This is a genomic window from Marinobacterium litorale DSM 23545 (assembly GCF_000428985.1).
Lineage (GTDB): Bacteria > Pseudomonadota > Gammaproteobacteria > Pseudomonadales > Balneatricaceae > Marinobacterium_D > Marinobacterium_D litorale.
On record NZ_AUAZ01000025.1, the window covers coordinates 23,856 to 41,268 of the forward strand.

Sequence of the window (17,413 nt, forward strand, 5' to 3'; positions counted from 1 at the left end):
TGACAGCTCCATCCCAGGGCCAGGCTTGCATCAGCAACTCGCTAAGCGCTTCCGGCAGACGCCTGTCGCCTTACGCAGGGGCTCTTTAGTTTGGACCATCGACAGCGATAAAAACGTTACTGTTTGTGTGCGCATTCCCCAAAGGCTGACTAGACTGAAAAAAGTTCGCGGCTATTGGATGGCGCATGCGCAAGCTTGTCTTTTTCTCCATCATATTGGCGCTTATCGCAGGAACTCTCGCCTATCTGGAGCGGCTGCGAGATGTCAATGTACAACAGTATCTGGCGCATGAGACCGAGCTACACCGTCTTGCGCTGAATGCAGCACTTGAGCAGTTCTCGCTCGGTATGGACCTGTTTCTGGAACAGAGCGTGGGCCATCATGAAGCGAGTCTGTTTGCACAGGGCGTGGTGGCTACAGGAATGGAGCGCCAGCGTCTGCGTGAGCTGATGCATAAGCGCTTAAGCAGTGCTTACGATACGTTGCGTGCTCACGGCATTGATCAGTGGCAGTTTCACAGCGCCGATGGTTACAGCTTTCTGCGTTTTCATGCGCCGGACCGCTATGGTGACTTCCTGCTTCCCTATCGCCCCTCATTGATCAGCATGCGCCAGGAGCCTCGGGTATTTGATGTGTTTGAGGCAGGGCGTACCTTTATCGGTTTTCGTCAACTGCACCCAATCTACTATGGGGCCGAGTTTGTCGGTAGTGTCGAGACAGCGGTGTCGGTCCAGCGCCTGAGAGAAGTACTCAGACGGGGTGATGACAGTCGCATCTACCAGTTTCTGTTGCGGCGCGGGCCGATAGAAACCGTAACACTGGATCAATATCGGCGAGAGTTTGATATGCAGCCCTCGCGGCTCGGCGCTGATTATCTGGTGCTGTCAGAGTCTATGGATGCAGAGCCTGAAGTCCAGATGGCAACGCTGTCCTCGCTGGAGTCGGCCTTGCAGATTCACCCGGCGCTGGATCAGAAGCTGGCGTCGCGTCAGCCATTTTCGCTGGCGATAGTGGCTCATCAGCGGCACTTTGCGGCGAGTTTCGTCCCTATTCAGGCCATCGACGGTTCCCTGGCGGCCTATCTGGTGTCATATAGCTACGCACCCCTGCTGCGGAGTATCAACGAGGACTTTTACAACGACTTTGTGATCGTACTGCTCGGTTTTTTCATCATTGGCGGGCTGATCATGACGCTGATCAGCAAGCACGCGATTATGGAACTGCAGATGAATCGCCTCGATGCGATCAGTGATGCGGTGGGTGAGGGCATTGTAGTCAGCAACAGTGCAGGCAAGACAATCTACGTGAATTCGGGAGCGGTTGAGATCACCGGTTACAGCCGGCAGGCGTTGATGGGGTTCGATATCCGGCGGCTTGTGGACGTTCCTGAAGCTCAGTGTCCGATCATGGCAACGTTGCGTAGCGCGCAACCCTATGATGGCGAGGAGACATTGATTCACCGGGATGGCGCGCATATCCCCGTATTGTTGGCGAGCCGGCCGCTGTTTGAAGATGATTCGGTGGTGGGCGTCGTGTCCGTGTTCCGGGATATTACCGAGCGCAAGCGGATGGAGAATCGGTTGGTGCATCTGGCCCGGACCGACGAATTGACCGAGCTTTTGAACCGCCGTGCATTTCTTGAGGCATTGGCTCACCAGCTGGCTCTGGTTCACCGGGGCTCCAGCCATGGTGTGCTGATGATGGTGGATTTTGATCACTTTAAACAGATCAACGACACCTATGGCCATGATGCCGGTGACCAGGTTCTGAAGCACTTCGCCGAGATTGCAGAGCGCTGTCTGCGCGATACCGATACCATCGGTCGTTTGGGTGGGGAGGAGTTCGCGGTGCTGCTTCCGGACACGGATGTTGAGGGCGGGCAGGTGATGGCTGAGCGCCTGCGCCAGGCGGTGGCTGCAAGCCCGACGGTCGGCGATGGGTTTACCGTGGACATGACGCTGTCGATAGGCCTGTGTCCGCTACGCGCCGAGCATCGGGAGGTGACCGATATTCTGCGTCAGGCGGACGGCGCCCTCTACCGTGCCAAGGCGAGGGGCCGTAACCGTGTTGAATGTTGTGAGTGTTAAGCCGCCCGGATATCCAGGTTTTTGACCGGCCGCGGTTCCATGGTGCAGGGCTCACCTTCAAGCAGGAACAGGTGATAGGCCTCGGGGCCGAACGCATCCAGCGCGGTCATCAGGTGCTGTGCACCCTCCTGTATCGGCTCACCGGTCCGGGTAATCCGGAATTGTACGTTCTGGCGCGATATGTCCGCGCGCAGGCTCTCCTCGGTCCAGAGGAACAGCGCTTTTTCCGATACCACATATTCAAAACGGACAGGACGAAAGCCCTGAGCCAACGACAAGCTGATGGGCTTATCACTGATTTCAAGCCGGTATTTCAGGATCGCTTTCATGGTTCGGCCTCCATTGTTGGGTCTGATAAAGATTGGCCGAAGAAGTCACATATAAAAACAGATTAAAGCGGTTTTATTCATCGTTTAATCCGATGATTGGCAGATCGAAGCCACGGCCGGGTGAATCAGATCCTTACCCCGTGTGATGGCGTAAAGGTCATCCATGACTGCAGCAATCTCACCGACCATCTCGACCCGGTATTGACGACACACCTCATCCCGGATCGACAGGGGCGCTGCAAATATCCCATGACCGTGATTGGCGAACACCTTGATCAAAGCGCTGTCATCGATTCGAGCCCGAATCTCAATACGGATTTTTTGTTCCTCAAACCACTGGCGTAGCCGGTTGAAATAGGGAGTGTCGGTGGCATTGGCAAGGAAAGGCTGGCCGTGCAGGCTGGCGGGAAAATCCATGCGCAACTGCTCGGCTAGTGGCGGGGCCGCGAAAATCGCGATGGGGGACGATTGCAGCCGATGCAGATGCAGGCGGCTTTCTGCGTCTTCCGGGGGAATACGGTCGGTCAGCACCAGATCCAGCTGCTGTTTTTTGAGCTGGCGTACCAAGTTGTCGGGTTGCCCGCTACGGCAGTCCAGTTCGATTTCGCGGCCGATGCCAAAAGCGGGTTCCAGCAGCTGGTAGGCGATCAGTTTATGGATGCTGGTTGATAATCCGACTGCCAGCGACACCGGTCGGTCATAGGGTGCCAGCTGCAGGACGCGGTCCAGTGACTCGGCGATGGTGAACATATCGTCGGCGTAGCGCATCACGGTGCGGCCCAGCTCCGATAGCTCCAGTCCGCGACCCCGTCGGCGGAACAGCAGGCCGCCGCATTGACTCTCCAGCTCCCCGATCTGTCCACTGAGGGTCTGGGGTGCCAGATCAAGTAACTCACTGGCGCGTGCCATGGAGCCTTCGCGTGCTGTCAGCCAGAAATAGTAGAGATGGCGAAAGTTAAGTTGTTTCATCCCTGTGATCAGCTCAACAGCAGTTCAACCAGTGCCCGCCGCTCGCTGGTCAGGTCAGACAGCGGTGTAACCAGGCCCTGCTTTAAGGCGTCATGGGCAGCTGAGCTCGGTGAGGCTTTCGAAATCAGCGTTATTGCGTTTTGAGCGATGAGCTGAGCTTTTTCGGCATTCTCCATCAGATTACGGATAGCAAGCTCTGCTGTTACCTGCGCCTCGCGCGGGTGCCAGCAGTCGTAATCGGTCACCATGGCCAACGATGCATAGGCGATCTGCGCCTCCCGGGCGAGCCGGGCCTCGGGCATATTGGTCATGCCGATGACCGAGGCATCCAGGCTGCGGTAAAAGTTGGATTCGGCCAGGGTGGAGAACTGGGGGCCCTCCATGCACAGATAGGTTCCATTGTTATGCAGGTTAACTGAACGTTCTGCCGGCAGCTGTTTCACTGCCTGTGCCAGCAGGTCGCAGAGCGCTGGGCAAACCGGTTGAGCAAGCGATACATGAGCCACCGCGCCCTCACCGAAGAAGGTGTTGGGTCGCTGGCGTGTCATATCGATGTATTGATCGGGAATCACCATATCCAGCGGTGCGATCTCCTCCTTGAGTGAACCCACGGCTGAAAAAGAGAGCAGGTAGCGCACACCCAGCTGTTTCATCGCGTGGATATTGGCACGGTAGGGGACCTCTCCCGGCAACAGGCTGTGGCGGCTGCCGTGGCGTGCCAGAAACGCAACCGGTGTTCCGTTAACGTCGCCCAGTGTCAGCGGTGAGGAGGGAGCGCCATAGGGCGTAACTAGATCGAGCTGACGTGCGTTCTGCAGTGCTTCCATCCGATAAAGCCCACTGCCACCGATGATGCCGATTAATGCCTGTGTCATGCCTGTCTCCTGAGCCAGTTCCGTGTCAGAGTCGCACAGAATAAATGATCAGGACAAAAAATTTTCATTTGAAGTGTAAGGTTTCGATTTGTCTCTCGACAGATACACAAACCATACTGCTACCCATGGATGTGGGGAGGTTGAAATGGATATGAGCGAGCAGGCGGAGTTATTCAGGCTGTTATTGGTCGGGGGAGGTCATGCCCATCTGTTTGTACTGGAAGCGATCATTCAGGGCAGATTGCCCTCAGACGGGGTGGCCCTGGTATCGCCATCGCGCTGGCAATACTACTCCGGGATGTTGCCGGGACTGGTGGCAGGTCATTACCGCGCTGAGCAGTGCCGCATCGACTTGGAAGCGCTCTGTGAGCAGGCAGGCATTGTGATGATTATCGATAGTTCCTGTGGGCTCGAAGCCGACCGCAAGTCACTCCAGCTGGCAAGCGGTCGAACGCTCGGCTTCGAGCAGCTGTCACTGGATATTGGCAGCCAGACCGATCTGAGCTGGATTCGTAAACCGGGTAATCATCTGATCAGTGTGAAGCCCATGGATCGTTTTCTGGCCGATTGGCAGGCGTTCAGCGATACCGCCCGACGCCGTCGCGAGGGGCGCATGGTCGTCGTTGGGGGAGGAGCCGCTGGCGTGGAGCTGGCCATGGCCGCACGGACATCACTGCGAAAGTCCGGCTTCAGCCTGCCGGTGACATTGATCGCATCCAACGGCGTGGTTGCCGATTTCCCTCCGGCGGTGCGTAAGCGGGTGGAACGTGAACTGGAACGTCTGGATGTCAGGGCCTATCACGGCAAAGCGCAGGCCGAGGGCGGACGTGTGAAGCTGGATGATGGGACGGAGCTTCAGGCCGATCTGATTATCGCCACCAGCGGGGCGAAAGCCCCCCGGTGGCTGGCAGGCAGCGATTTGGAACTGGATCATGCGGGGTTTGTGCGGGTGGATCAGTATCACCGTAGCTGCTCGCATCCGGATATCTATGCCGTGGGTGATATCAGCGCCAGGCCCGGCACGCCCTTGATGAAGTCGGGGGTTCATTCGGTTCGGGTAGGTCCGATACTGGCGCATAATCTGCTTGCAGCACGCAATGGGGATCCATTAAAGGTGTTCAGGCCGCGGCGTAACGTGCTCTATCTGATCTCCTGCGGTGATCGGCGAGCGGTTGCCAGTTGGGGCCCCCTGTATGCATCCGGCGGCTGGGTGTGGCATTGGAAAGATCGAATTGATCGGGCATTTATCGACCGCTTCAGCGGCTAGGGAGAAAGCGTGTTCTGGAAACGTAAGCAAACCAATGATGATTCAGTCTATGCCCGCAAGCTGATGCAAAGCCTGCTCGCCATGGCCTGGTTCGTAGAAGCAAGAGACCCATACACCGGAGGTCATCTCTGGCGTGTAGCGCGCCTGTCGCGCCTCTTGGCCGATGCGGCGGGGATGTCGGCGGCAGAAAGTGCGCAGATCAGCCTGGGGGGCTTTCTGCATGACCTGGGGAAGGTCGGGGTGCCGGATGAGATTCTGCGCAAGCCCGGAAAGCTGACCGATGAGGAGTATGATCACATTAAAACCCATCCTCGTATCGGATTAAGAATGCTGGCAGGGCATCCGTTGAAGCCGCTGGCCGAATATGCGGTGGGCATGCACCATGAACGGCCGGATGGCAAGGGTTACCCGTCCGGGCTGTCTGCGGACAAGATCCCGTTGGAAGCCCGTATTGTTGGGATTTGTGACGCTTTTGATGCCATGACCAGCCACCGCCCTTACCGCGCGGGCATGCCGATTGAGAAGGCACTGGGTATCATCAGGGCAGAAGCGGGCAAGCAGTTCGACGAGGCCCTGGCGCTGAGGTTTGTGGACCTTGGCAAGGAGGGCGTACTTGAAGAGGTGGTGGGGCATAGCGATGAAGGTATCCCCCTGCAGAACTGTCCCATGTGCGGCCCCACACTGGTGGTCCGGCGAGAACAGAAAAAGGGCGAGGCGGTCTTTTGTCGGAATTGCGGCGGAGCGTTTGAGCTCAAGCTCGACGAGGCGCGTCTCATTGCGATACCCACCGGTGAGGCCGGGACGCCCGCTGACCTGGAGCCAGAGGCGGATCATGCATTGATAGAAAGAACGATTGAGCAGATGGTGGACTTACTGCCGCTCAACCACCTGCTGCACCATTCGAAACCGGAGTGAAGCGAACATGCTGGAAACACTGCCCCTGCTGGATGTGACCGACTTTCCATCCATTGAACGCGGCACAACCGAAACACTCCAGGTTAATCTGGGATATCGCTGTAATCAGACCTGCCTGCACTGTCATGTGAACGCAGGCCCCAATCGTACGGAGATGATGGCGTCTGAGTTGATCGATCAGGTCATTGAAGTGCTCAAGCAGCGGGATATTACGACGCTGGACCTGACCGGTGGTGCGCCCGAGCTGCACCCAGAGTTTCGCAAGCTGGTTACCCAGGCGCGGGCGCTCGGCGTTAAGGTGATCGACCGCTGCAACCTGACAATTCTGTTTGAGCCCGGCCAGGAGGGACTGGCGGAGTTTCTCGCCGATCAGGGCGTAGACGTGGTTGCATCCTTACCCTGCTATTCGTTGGAAAATGTGGATCGCCAGCGGGGCAAGGGCGTGTTTGATAAGAGTATTCAGGGCCTTCAGCGCCTGAACTCCCTGGGCTATGGTCACGCTGACAGCGCCTTGCATCTTAATCTGGTTTATAACCCCCAGGGGCCCTCATTGCCGCCGGATCAGCAGAAGCTGGAGGCGGATTATAAGCGCGAGCTGCTGGCGCACTTTGGTATCGTCTTCAACGAGCTATACGCCCTGGCCAACATGCCGATTCAACGCTTTGGCTCCACACTGCTCTCCAAAGGCCAGTTTGAACCTTACATGGACCTGCTCAAAGCCAACTATCAAGCGTCTAATCTGCCGGGCGTTATGTGCCGCTCTCTGATCAGCGTGGATTGGCAGGGGAAGCTCTATGACTGCGACTTCAATCAGCAGTTGGGTTTAGGAATGGTGACGCCTGGTCCTAACACGCTGACAACGCTGTTGGAAACGGATCGGGCAGGGGACTCGATCCGTGTTGCCGAACACTGTTACGGCTGCACGGCAGGTCAGGGTTCCAGTTGTGGCGGAGCGCTTTAGTGGGGCGCTACAGGGACGGTCAATGAAAAACAAACTGCTGTTATTGACGCTGATTATTGTTTTGATCAGCGCGTTTTTTCTATCCGGCGGTCAGTCGTTGCTGACGCTGGATACGCTGAAATCCAGCCTGGATACGTTTCATGGCTGGCGCGATAGCCATCCGGTGTTGGTTTCCGGCGGCTTCTTCATTCTCTACGTGCTGGTGACCGCATTGTCACTTCCGGGCGCTGCAGCGATGACTCTGGCGGGCGGTGCGCTGTTTGGTTTGTTGTGGGGCCTGGTGCTGATCTCCTTCGCGAGCACCATCGGCGCCACGCTGGCGTTTCTGGTCTCGCGCTATCTCTTGCATGACTGGGTCCAGACCCGTTTCGGCGACCGCCTGAAGGCACTTAACCGGGGCGTCGAGAAAGACGGTGCGTTTTACCTGTTCACGCTGCGTCTGGTGCCGTTGTTCCCCTTCTTTCTGATTAACCTGCTGATGGGCCTGACGCCAATTCGGGCGCGAACCTTTTACTGGGTGTCTCAGGTCGGGATGCTGGCCGGAACACTGGTCTACGTGAATGCGGGGACTCAACTGGGCCAGATAGAGAGTCTGTCGGGCATATTTTCGACCGACCTGATTCTTTCGTTTGCGCTGCTTGGGGTGTTTCCGTTGATCGCCCGCAAGCTGGTGCGCGGGGTCCAGAAACGCCGGGTTTATGCCGGATGGACGCGTCCCGATCGCTACGACAGAAACCTGATTGTGGTTGGCGCAGGAGCCGGAGGGTTGGTCAGTGCCTATATCGCTGCAGCGGTTAAAGCAAAAGTCACCCTGATTGAAGCGAACCGGATGGGCGGCGATTGCCTGAATACCGGATGCGTGCCCAGCAAGGCGTTGCTTCGCAGCGCGCGCCTGGCTGCCGATATCCGCAACGCGCCTAGTCTGGGCCTGGAAGCCGGTGAGCCTGCGTTCTCATTTCGACAAATCATGGCACGGGTGAGGGCGGTGGTGGCCTCGGTGGAACCTCACGATAGTGTGGAGCGCTATAGCGGGCTCGGTGTTGATGTGGTTCAGGGCTATGCCACTCTGGTCGATCCCTGGACGGTGGAAGTCCGTGATGTTGCCGGCGCCACAAAACGGTTAACCGGGCGCAGTATTGTTCTGGCCACCGGGGCAGGCCCCACCATTCCGCCACTGCCGGGCCTGGAGCAGGCCAGCTATGTCACCAGCGATACCCTCTGGGACAGATTCGCCGAGTTGGATACACCACCTGAGCGTTTGGTGGTGCTGGGGGGCGGCCCCATCGGTTGTGAACTGGCCCAGGCTTTCGCAAGGCTAGGCTCCAGGGTCACTGTGGTACAACGCGCAGAACGCGTGCTGCCCCGTGAAGATGATGATGTTTCGGCACTCGCCTTGAAAGGGCTTGAAAACAGCGGTGTCGAGGTGCTGCTCAATACCCGAGCCGTGCGTTGCGAGCAGGATAGTGGTGGTGAAACTCTGGTTGTGGAGCGTGAGGGTTCAGAGCAACCACTGGCGTTCGATTATCTGATCGTCGCCGTCGGGCGCAGCGCACGACTGAGCGGTTACGGGTTGGAGCAGTTGGGCATCGATACCACTCAAACCATTACCACCAATGAGTTTCAGGAAACCCGCTTTCCGCATATCTATGCGGTGGGTGATGTGGCGGGCCCTTACCAGTTTACCCATGTGGCGGCCCATCAGGCGTGGTCCGCGGCCGTCAATGCGCTGTTTGGCAATCTGAAGCGGTTTGCGACCGATTACCGGGTCATACCGCGTACCACCTTTATCGATCCTGAAGTGGCCGCCGTCGGTTTAACCGAGCGCGAGGCGTTAGAGCAGGGTGTGCGATACGAGGTGACACGCTTTGAACTGGCAGAGCTGGATCGTGCCCTTACCGAGAGCCGGGCAGAGGGTTTTGTGAAGGTGCTGACACCCCCGGGTAAAGATCGCATATTGGGCGTCACTATTGTGGGTGAACATGCGGGCGAGTTGCTGGCGGAATTTGTGCTGGCCATGAAACATAACCTGGGGCTGAACAAGATCCTGGGCACCATCCACGCTTACCCCACCTGGACCGAAGCCAATAAATACGCAGCGGGAGAGTGGAAGCGTGCTCACGCGCCGGGCACAGTACTCAAGTGGATCGAACGCTACCATGACTGGCGGCGAGGATAGCCGGTGCGTCTTTCGATCATCGTACCGATATTGAATGAGGCTGAAGCGCTGCCGGGGCTATTGGATCAGTGCTCCCGTTTGCAGAACCAGGGTTGTGAAGTGGTGCTGGTGGATGGCGGCAGCGACGACGGCTCGGTAGCCTTGGTTCACGCCCGTGGGTTCAAGGTTGTTGCGGCTCCCAGGGGCCGGGCCCGGCAGATGAATGCAGGTGCTACGCAGAGCACCGGAGAACTGTTGCTGTTTCTGCATGCCGATACCCGGCTCTCTGATCAGTGCCTGGAACAACTGAAACACCACCTCAACCTGACGCCCGTTGTATGGGGGCGCTTCAATGTACGAATAAGCGGCCGCTCAGTGATGCTCCCGATTATCGCCAGACTGATGAACCTGCGTTCTCGACTGAGCGGTATCGCCACCGGCGATCAGGCGATCTTCATCAGTCGCGTTGCGTTTGATCAGGTGGGTGGCTTTCCTGATCAGCCGCTGATGGAAGATATAGAGATATCATCGCGGCTGCGAAAGCTGGCGCCGCCCACCTGTTTACCGGGGCCGGTGTTCACCTCCGGGAGACGCTGGGATCGGAACGGCGCCTGGAAAACCATATTCCTGATGTGGCAGCTGCGCTGGGCCTACTGGCGAGGAACCACTGCCGAAACCTTGGCGAGGCGATACCGATGACGCCGAAGATCGTGATTCTGGCGAAAGCACCGCTGCCGGGTTATGCGAAAACCCGTCTTATCCCTGCGCTGGGAGCCGAGGGCGCTGCCCGCGTGGCAGAACGCATGTTGCTCCATACCCTGAACGAAGCGAGAGCCGCCGACATAGGCCCGGTGGAGCTCAGCGTTACGCCGGATTCTGATGACAGCTATTGGCAAGACCTGCCGAGTGACGTACTCACCGGACAGGGCGACGGTGACCTGGGCGAGCGCATGGCGCGTATCGCTCACCGAGTAACGGCAGAGCCACGGCCGGTCATACTGATAGGGACTGACTGCCCGGCACTGGATCGTTACCGGCTACGGGAGATCGCACAGCAGCTACAGGGGCGGGATGCCGTTTTGGCGCCCGCGCACGATGGCGGTTACGTGGCACTGGGCTTGAATGCCTATGCGTCCGAGGTCTTCCAGGCTATTCCCTGGAGTACTGAACGGGTTGCTGAACTGACTCGAAAGCGCTTGCGCGAGTTGGGTTGGCAGTTTCATGAGCTTGAAGTGATGCATGATATCGATGAACCTACCGACCTGATCCATCTGCCAGCCGATCTGATGCCCTGAAGGCGATGGCTTAGGCTGACAGCGGTTGGCGTGTTTCCCAAGGCCACCCGGAATCGGCTAAGCTCAACGAATAGCCTGAAAACGACAAAATTGTCGCGGAAAGCATGGCCCCGGCGTCGGTGCTTAACTACAATGCACGCTTTTTAAAATTCAGCCCGGATCGAGATGCTCAAGACACCTTACTACCTGATCGACAAGGCCAGCCTCAAAGCCAACATGGAGAAGATCGCCTACGTGCGCGAACGCTCCGGTGCCAAGGCGTTGCTGGCGCTTAAGTGCTTTGCGACCTGGTCCGTGTTCGACCTGATGCAGGAGTACATGGACGGCACCACCTCATCCTCCCTGTTTGAGGTGAAGCTGGGCCGGGAAAAGTTCGCCGGTGAAACCCACGCCTACAGTGTCGCCTACGCCGATGACGAGATCGAAGAGGTGATCGCCAACTGCGACAAGATCATCTTCAACTCCATCAGCCAGCTGGAGCGCTTCAGCGAACAGTCGGCAAGCGTGATCCGTGGCTTGCGCGTCAACCCCAAGGTCAGCACCTCCGACTTCATCATCGCCGATCCGGCCCGTCCGTTCAGCCGTTTGGGCGAGTGGGACCCGGAGAAGATCGAGCAAGTGATCGACAAGGTCTCCGGCTTTATGTTCCACAACAACTGTGAGAACGACAGCTTCGAGCGCTTTGATGAGATGCTCTGTCAGATCGAAGAGCGCTTCGGTCACCTTCTCCAGAAGGTGGATTGGGTCAGCCTCGGCGGCGGCATCCACTTCACCGGCGAAGGTTACCCGGTGGATCGGTTCTGCGACCGACTGCGCAGTTTCTCCGAAACTTACGGCGTCCAGGTGTATCTGGAGCCGGGCGAAGCAGCCATCACCAAGACCACCTCACTGGAAGTCACGGTGCTGGATACCCTGTTCAACGGCAAGAACCTGGCGGTGGTGGATGCGTCCATTGAAGCGCATATGCTGGATCTTCTGATCTACCGCGAAACCGCCAAGATGGAACCCAACGAAGGCCCGCATACCTACGAGGTGTGCGGCAAATCCTGCCTGGCAGGCGATATTTTCGGGGAGTTTAACTTCCCGAATGAACTCAAGATCGGCGACCGTCTCTCCTTTAAAGATGCCGCCGGTTACACGATGGTAAAGAAAAACTGGTTTAACGGAGTCAAGATGCCGGCGATTGCCGTGCGCGAGCTTGATGGCAGCGTGCGTCTGGTACGGGATTTTGATTATCAGGACTTTGTATCTAACCTCTCTTGAGGATTCACCCAGCGATTGAAGAAGTTGAGGAACGCGATGAGCAAAAACGTGTTGATTATCGGGGCCGGGGGCGTAGCACAGGTTGTCGCCCATAAATGTGCCCAGAACAACGACGTACTGGGGAATATCGCAATCGCATCGCGCACGCTGTCCAAGTGCGAAGAGATTGTTGCCAGTGTCAAAGAAAAGGGCGCCATGAAGGTGGACGGCAAGCTCACCGCTCATGAGCTGAATGCCCTGGATGTAAAAGCCACTGTTGAGCTGATCCGCGAAACCGGTTCCGAGATCGTGATCAACGTGGGTACCGCGTTCCTGAACATGTCCGTAATGAGCGCCTGTCTCGAAGCGGAAGTGACCTACCTGGATACCGCGATCCACGAAGAACCGGACAAGATCTGCGAGCAGCCGCCCTGGTACGCCAACTACGAGTGGAAGCGTCGCGACGAGTTCAAGGCCAAGGGCCTGACCGCCATTCTTGGCGTTGGCTTCGACCCGGGCGTGGTCAACGCATACGCGCGTCTGGGCTGCGACATGCTCGATACCGTTGAGTCCGTTGATATCGTCGACGTGAACGCCGGTAACCACGGCAAGTACTTCGCCACCAACTTCGATCCGGAGATCAACTTCCGCGAGTTCACCGGCACCGTGTACTCCTGGCAGAACAACGCCTGGCAGTCCAACAAGATGTTCGAAGTGAGCCGGACCGATGAGCTGCCGATCGTAGGCGAGCAGACCACCTACATGAGCGGCCACGATGAAGTACACTCCCTGTCCCAGAACCTGGGCGTGCCCAACGTGCGCTTCTGGATGGGCTTTGGCGAGCACTACATCAACGTCTTCACTGTGTTGAAAAGCCTGGGTCTGCTCTCCGAGCAGCCGGTGATGACCGCCGAAGGCCAGGAAGTGGTGCCGCTTAAAGTGGTCAAGGCCGTACTGCCCGATCCGTCATCTCTCGCCCCGAACTACACCGGTAAAACCTGCATCGGTGACTTCGTGAAGGGCACCAAAGACGGTAAAGAGAAAGAGGTCTTCATCTACAACGTGGCCGACCACAAAGACGCCTACAACGAAGTGGGCAGCCAGGGCATCTCCTACACCGCAGGTGTTCCCCCGGTTGCTGCCGCCATGCTTGTGGCCACAGGCGAGTGGGATGCCAAAACCATGGTCAACGTGGAAGAGCTGGACCCGCGCCCGTTCATCAACGTGCTGAACAAAATCGGCCTGCCGACCCGTATCAAGGACGAAGAGGGCGACCGTCCCGTCTCCTTTGACTGAAAGTCTTTGATGACGAGTCGCGTCGGCTGATCGAGAACGCCGCCCTTCTTCAGGAGGGGCGGCGTTTTTCTTTATACCAACCGGATAACACTTCACATCACCTTGCCAACCGCGCCGCACTGCGGCAGTCTTTACCTATTACAGGCAGGAAGTCAGCCGCTAAAACGATATGGAGATCGTTCCCACGATGACCGTAACAGTCAGCCCCACCCAGCTTTTACCACGACATCGTTTTACCTCTGCGGGTTTGCCGTTGCCGTATAGATCGGATCATTCAGACCGCCCCGTTCAGGCCCCGTGTATTTTCAACAAGTTGGGCGCAGAGCGTAATAACCCAAGTAAGAACTATACGGCACGCCGCCTAGTTACGACCTATACGGCATGCGGTCTAATACACTGTTATGAAATAGGATTATCTTTGGTGGGTGTAGTGAGCAAAAATGAAAAGAATGTCAATATGATGATTAAAGTCATCAAAGACTGCCAAGAACACAAACAAATGGGAACACCAAGCAGAGTTTGGTCTACATACTTTCGATACGCTTTAAATGAGTTGGAAAAAGATTCATTGTTGGTCTCAAAGGCTGTGATTAAAAATCCGGGTGAAAAAACTATTCATGAGCATACATTTCCGTTTAGATTGCTTCGTGATAAATTGATGAATCTCGAAAATGTTAACTTTGAATCAGTCTCAAATGTTTTGGAAAAGTTTCATGTGGTTACAAAAATAACTTCCGAAGAAGATCAAAGATTGAAGCGGAATGGCCTCAACATCAATATGCCAGAAGATTGGGATAGAAAAAATCCGTTTGCTAGGTACGAGGCGGTAGGAATATCTATTTGTCGAGACACCGAAAGTTCATAACAAGGCCAATCACGGCGACGTGTAGTTCCCCCGGTTTAGTGGATACCTCGATCTAATTCAGACGAGGTGGAACATGCCAGCTTACAAGAACCAGAAGAAGACGCGACAGTATACGAACGAATTCAAAGCCAGGGCTGTTAAGCTGACCCATCTGAGCGGGGCGAGTGTGAAGGGTGTAGCGGAAGCGCTGGATATCCACCCTTTCATGCTGTCACGTTGGCGTAAGGAGTACCGGGAAGGCAAAATCGTGACTGATAAGCGCAAGAAAGTGATCAGTAAGCCAAAGAGCCTGAGTGAGAGCGAGCGGATTCGGAAGCTGGAAAAGCAGGTAGCGAACCTGAAAGAGGAGAATGACCTGCTAAAAAAGTGGCAACGGTTTCTCGCGGAGGAACGCAAGAAAGGTTCCGATTCATAGATCAACACCGTGTGCGCTATGGTGTACAGCGGTTGTGTCGGTTCCTGGATGTGTCGGCCAGTGGCTTTTATGCCTGGCTGAAACGAGGAGTGAGTCAGCGTGTTCGCAGTGATGCGGTACTAACAGAGCAGATCACACAGATCTTTGAGGGGAGCCGTGAAACCTATGGTAGTCCCAGGATCCATCAAGCCCTGAAGCGACAAGGAGTCCATGTGGGGAAGAAGCGAGTGGAGAGGCTAATGCGGGAAGCGGGATTGAAAGCCCGGGTTGCCCGTGTCTATCGAAAACTGGCGGGGCTGCACCGTTTCTATCAGCGCGCGCCCAACATCCGAAAGGACCTTCCAAAACCGACAGCGCCAAACCAGCACTGGGCAGCAGACCTGACATACATCCGGGTTGGCAAGCGTTGGTTGTATCTGGCAGCTGTTATTGATCTCTATTCCCGGCGCATCGTGGGATGGTCTTTAGGTAAGCAAAAGACAGTATCGTTGACGCGGTCATCATTGCAGATGGCGTTGAGAAACCGTCGGCCAAAGCCGGGACTTATCTTCCATACGGATCGGGGAGTGGAGTATCGGGCGCACGAGATCCAGTCCGTGCTGAAACAGCACGGTATCCGCGCAAGCGCGAACCGACCGGGAATGTGCACTGACAACGCTGAGATGGAGTCCTTCTTTCACACTTTGAAAGGCGAATTAATCAAGGGCAGTAGTTTCTATGGCGAAATGCATCTCAGAGATAAATTGGCTGGCTATATCCAGCACTTCTATAATCGCGTTCGATTGCACTCAAGTTTAAACTACCTGAGTCCGGTCGAATATGAAGCAACGACGGTGTGAGCAGCGAAGGTGTCCGTTTTTTCGGGGGAAGATCAACGCCTACTACATTGCGGCTTCGCCTCCATTTCGCAGGCGCGCATGTTGGCTGGCGTTATGTGTAAAACCAGAGAGGGAAAATGATGAGAAAATTATTTATTGCAGCCATCGGGATTGCTTCGGTAATGAGCTTTACAGCCGCCAATGCGGGGCCATTTGGTCTTGAAATGGGGCAATCACTAACACAGATTGATAAAGATGCAAAACAAGCGGCGCCAAATGTCTACACAACCTCCAAAGTACCCAAACCGCATTCTGCTTTTGAGTTATATGCGCTAAAAATAGGCCCAAAGAGTGGATTGTGTTGGGTTAAGGCAATAGGAAAAGATATTGGTACCAGCGCATATGGCATAGAGCTTAAATCAGAGTTCAATGCAATGAAGGGAAAGTTGGAGAAGGCTTACGGAAAACACGAAACAACAGATGTCTTGCTGCCTGGTAGCATATGGAATGAACCTGATGAGTTTATGATGGCAATGATCAAGAAACAAAGGTTCTTGATGGCTATATGGGATGGAGAGAAAGGATCTACTCTCAGCGACAATCTTGACAGTGTAGGTCTTCTAGCTAACCCCGGTGGGCGGGATAAAGGGTATCTGTCAATTGAATATTCGTTTTCAAACAAGGAAGCATGCGATAAGGAAATTGCAGCACTAGAAGATGGCGCGTTGTAATACACATAACAATCACATCCAGCCGACCCTCAAAAGCGCCGCTTCGCTCTGCTTTTGGGTCGGCTGATGTGAAGCGTTATGAGTAATCAAGTGAAAAGCAAAGTGCCAGTAATAGTTTTTATAGTAGGCGTATTATTGTTCGTTGTTAGCCCTAAGTTGTCTGTTGTGTTTGCAGTCACGGGTGCCATTACGCTTGCTGTAAGTCAGATACGTTTTATGTTCAAAAACGAAGGAATCATTGGGTTAGTAGTTCCAACAAAAAGCATGTTTAAAGAAATGTCATCTTCCGAAGCTCTGCCTTTTAAAGTAGGCGCAGCCATGCTTTTATCACCACTCCTTGCTGTTATAGTTAAAACATTGGTGCTGCATGCGAACTCATAACAAGGTGGTGTTGTCGCCTGCGGCTGGGACCTCCGTTCCGCTGGCGCTCCACTGCGGCCCCAAACCACGGCGTTATATGCAGGAAGTGAGTGCGTAGAATTAAAGGAGAATCAGGTGAAAAGAATATGGAATGACCCTGTAGGAAGTAAAGTAATCGCGGGATTAATTTTGGGCGGTATTAGTTTGTCTGCAACGGCGGCTTATAAATACTGGTCCACAACTGGCTCTGAAGGTCAGAGTTTCTCTAGCCTACTAATAAGCTCATCAATAGAGCTGAATTCATTTATTGTTATTTCTCTAGTCATATTTCTTGTCTCGGTAATGTTGATTGTCTTATTTTTATCCAAGTTTAAAACGTATGATATTTTCTTGTCGGCACCGATGTCATTTGATACCGAAGAAGAGTATCAAGCGGTAAGAAATTGCTGCCTGCAAATTATTGATAGCTTGAAAGAGCATACACCTTTTGAAAAAATATATTACGCTGCGCATGACAAAGAGACCAAAGAGTCCTTCACAGCCGCCAACCATGCGGCTATTGATGATTTAAAAGCTCTTAAGAAAAGCAAACGACTCATCTTATATATGCCCAGAAAAATCCCTACCAGTGCAATTTTTGAAGCCGGTTATGCATTCCGGAAGACTCTTCCAACTATTTATTTATGCCACAACGACAACGACCTGCCGTTTCTTGTGAAGGAACTAAACGGCTGTTTTCGTAGTGTAAACAAATATACAGACCCTAAGTTTGAGAAGCTGTTAAATTTTATTAAATTGCATGGTAAAAAACTCTTCGATAAAAGCATATAACA

17 protein-coding genes are annotated in these 17,413 nt (G+C 55.0%); 14 read left to right on the top strand and 3 right to left on the bottom strand.

Annotated elements, in window-relative coordinates; all coding sequences use genetic code 11:
• Positions 1-185 precede the first annotated feature (185 nt).
• The gene (locus G403_RS24630; protein ID WP_027854961.1) at positions 186-2,087 is read left to right on the top strand and encodes a sensor domain-containing diguanylate cyclase; all 1,902 of its coding nucleotides are present in this window, start codon (positions 186-188) and stop codon (positions 2,085-2,087) included.
• On the opposite strand, the gene G403_RS0116485 is transcribed toward G403_RS24630, so the two are convergent.
• From G403_RS0116485 to mtnP, 3 genes are all read right to left on the bottom strand, one after another.
• Positions 2,084-2,416, bottom strand: a complete 333-nt coding sequence (locus G403_RS0116485) for a DUF7352 domain-containing protein (protein WP_027854962.1) — start codon at positions 2,414-2,416, stop codon at positions 2,084-2,086. The genes G403_RS24630 and G403_RS0116485 overlap by 4 nt on opposite strands.
• 84 nt (positions 2,417-2,500) lie before the next feature.
• Entirely contained in the window at positions 2,501-3,385 is an 885-nt protein-coding gene (locus tag G403_RS0116490) for a LysR substrate-binding domain-containing protein (RefSeq protein ID WP_027854963.1), read from the bottom strand.
• 8 nt (positions 3,386-3,393) lie between these two features.
• Positions 3,394-4,260, bottom strand: a complete 867-nt coding sequence (gene mtnP / locus G403_RS0116495) for an S-methyl-5'-thioadenosine phosphorylase (RefSeq protein WP_027854964.1) — start codon at positions 4,258-4,260, stop codon at positions 3,394-3,396.
• A 145-nt stretch (positions 4,261-4,405) separates the two neighbouring features.
• Between mtnP and G403_RS0116500 the strand changes: the two genes are divergently transcribed.
• The 13 genes from G403_RS0116500 to G403_RS0116560 all read left to right on the top strand — a co-directional run bounded on the left by G403_RS0116500 (position 4,406) and on the right by G403_RS0116560 (position 17,411).
• Positions 4,406-5,527, top strand: a complete 1,122-nt coding sequence (locus tag G403_RS0116500) for an FAD-dependent oxidoreductase (protein ID WP_027854965.1) — start codon at positions 4,406-4,408, stop codon at positions 5,525-5,527.
• Positions 5,528-5,536: 9 nt separating this feature from the next.
• Positions 5,537-6,442: an HD-GYP domain-containing protein gene (locus tag G403_RS23700; protein ID WP_245578381.1), complete on the top strand. Its 906-nt coding sequence runs from the start codon at positions 5,537-5,539 to the stop codon at positions 6,440-6,442.
• Positions 6,443-6,449: 7 nt separating this feature from the next.
• Positions 6,450-7,403: an arsenosugar biosynthesis radical SAM (seleno)protein ArsS gene (arsS, locus tag G403_RS0116510; RefSeq protein ID WP_027854966.1), complete on the top strand. Its 954-nt coding sequence runs from the start codon at positions 6,450-6,452 to the stop codon at positions 7,401-7,403.
• A 22-nt stretch (positions 7,404-7,425) separates the two neighbouring features.
• The gene (locus G403_RS0116515; protein ID WP_027854967.1) at positions 7,426-9,579 is read left to right on the top strand and encodes an FAD-dependent oxidoreductase; all 2,154 of its coding nucleotides are present in this window, start codon (positions 7,426-7,428) and stop codon (positions 9,577-9,579) included.
• 3 nt (positions 9,580-9,582) lie between these two features.
• Positions 9,583-10,257 (top strand): TIGR04283 family arsenosugar biosynthesis glycosyltransferase, encoded by a 675-nt coding sequence (locus tag G403_RS0116520; protein WP_027854968.1) that lies wholly within the window; start codon positions 9,583-9,585, stop codon positions 10,255-10,257.
• Positions 10,254-10,853, top strand: coding sequence for a TIGR04282 family arsenosugar biosynthesis glycosyltransferase (locus G403_RS0116525; RefSeq protein ID WP_027854969.1), 600 nt, complete (start codon positions 10,254-10,256; stop codon positions 10,851-10,853). Before G403_RS0116520 ends, G403_RS0116525 begins: the two co-directional genes overlap by 4 nt.
• Before the next feature lie 165 nt (positions 10,854-11,018).
• A complete protein-coding gene (gene nspC / locus G403_RS0116530; RefSeq protein WP_027854970.1) occupies positions 11,019-12,116 on the top strand; it encodes a carboxynorspermidine decarboxylase in 1,098 nt (365 codons plus the stop codon).
• A gap of 36 nt (positions 12,117-12,152) precedes the next feature.
• On the top strand, positions 12,153-13,391 hold the full coding sequence (locus G403_RS0116535; protein WP_027854971.1) for a saccharopine dehydrogenase family protein: 1,239 nt from the start codon (positions 12,153-12,155) through the stop codon (positions 13,389-13,391).
• Between the two features lie 187 nt (positions 13,392-13,578).
• Positions 13,579-14,256: a hypothetical protein gene (locus G403_RS25340; RefSeq protein ID WP_156899727.1), complete on the top strand. Its 678-nt coding sequence runs from the start codon at positions 13,579-13,581 to the stop codon at positions 14,254-14,256.
• 73 nt (positions 14,257-14,329) lie between these two features.
• A protein-coding gene (locus G403_RS25020) for an IS3 family transposase (protein ID WP_425411708.1) occupies positions 14,330-15,510 on the top strand; the annotation gives its coding sequence in 2 pieces (ribosomal slippage) (positions 14,330-14,623 and positions 14,626-15,510; 1,179 coding nt in all).
• Between the two features lie 116 nt (positions 15,511-15,626).
• A complete protein-coding gene (locus G403_RS23705) occupies positions 15,627-16,220 on the top strand; it encodes a hypothetical protein (protein WP_051299171.1) in 594 nt (197 codons plus the stop codon).
• A 78-nt stretch (positions 16,221-16,298) separates the two neighbouring features.
• Positions 16,299-16,601, top strand: coding sequence for a hypothetical protein (locus tag G403_RS25025; RefSeq protein WP_211232704.1), 303 nt, complete (start codon positions 16,299-16,301; stop codon positions 16,599-16,601).
• Between the two features lie 114 nt (positions 16,602-16,715).
• On the top strand, positions 16,716-17,411 hold the full coding sequence (locus tag G403_RS0116560) for a hypothetical protein (protein ID WP_027854975.1): 696 nt from the start codon (positions 16,716-16,718) through the stop codon (positions 17,409-17,411).
• Positions 17,412-17,413 lie beyond the last annotated feature (2 nt).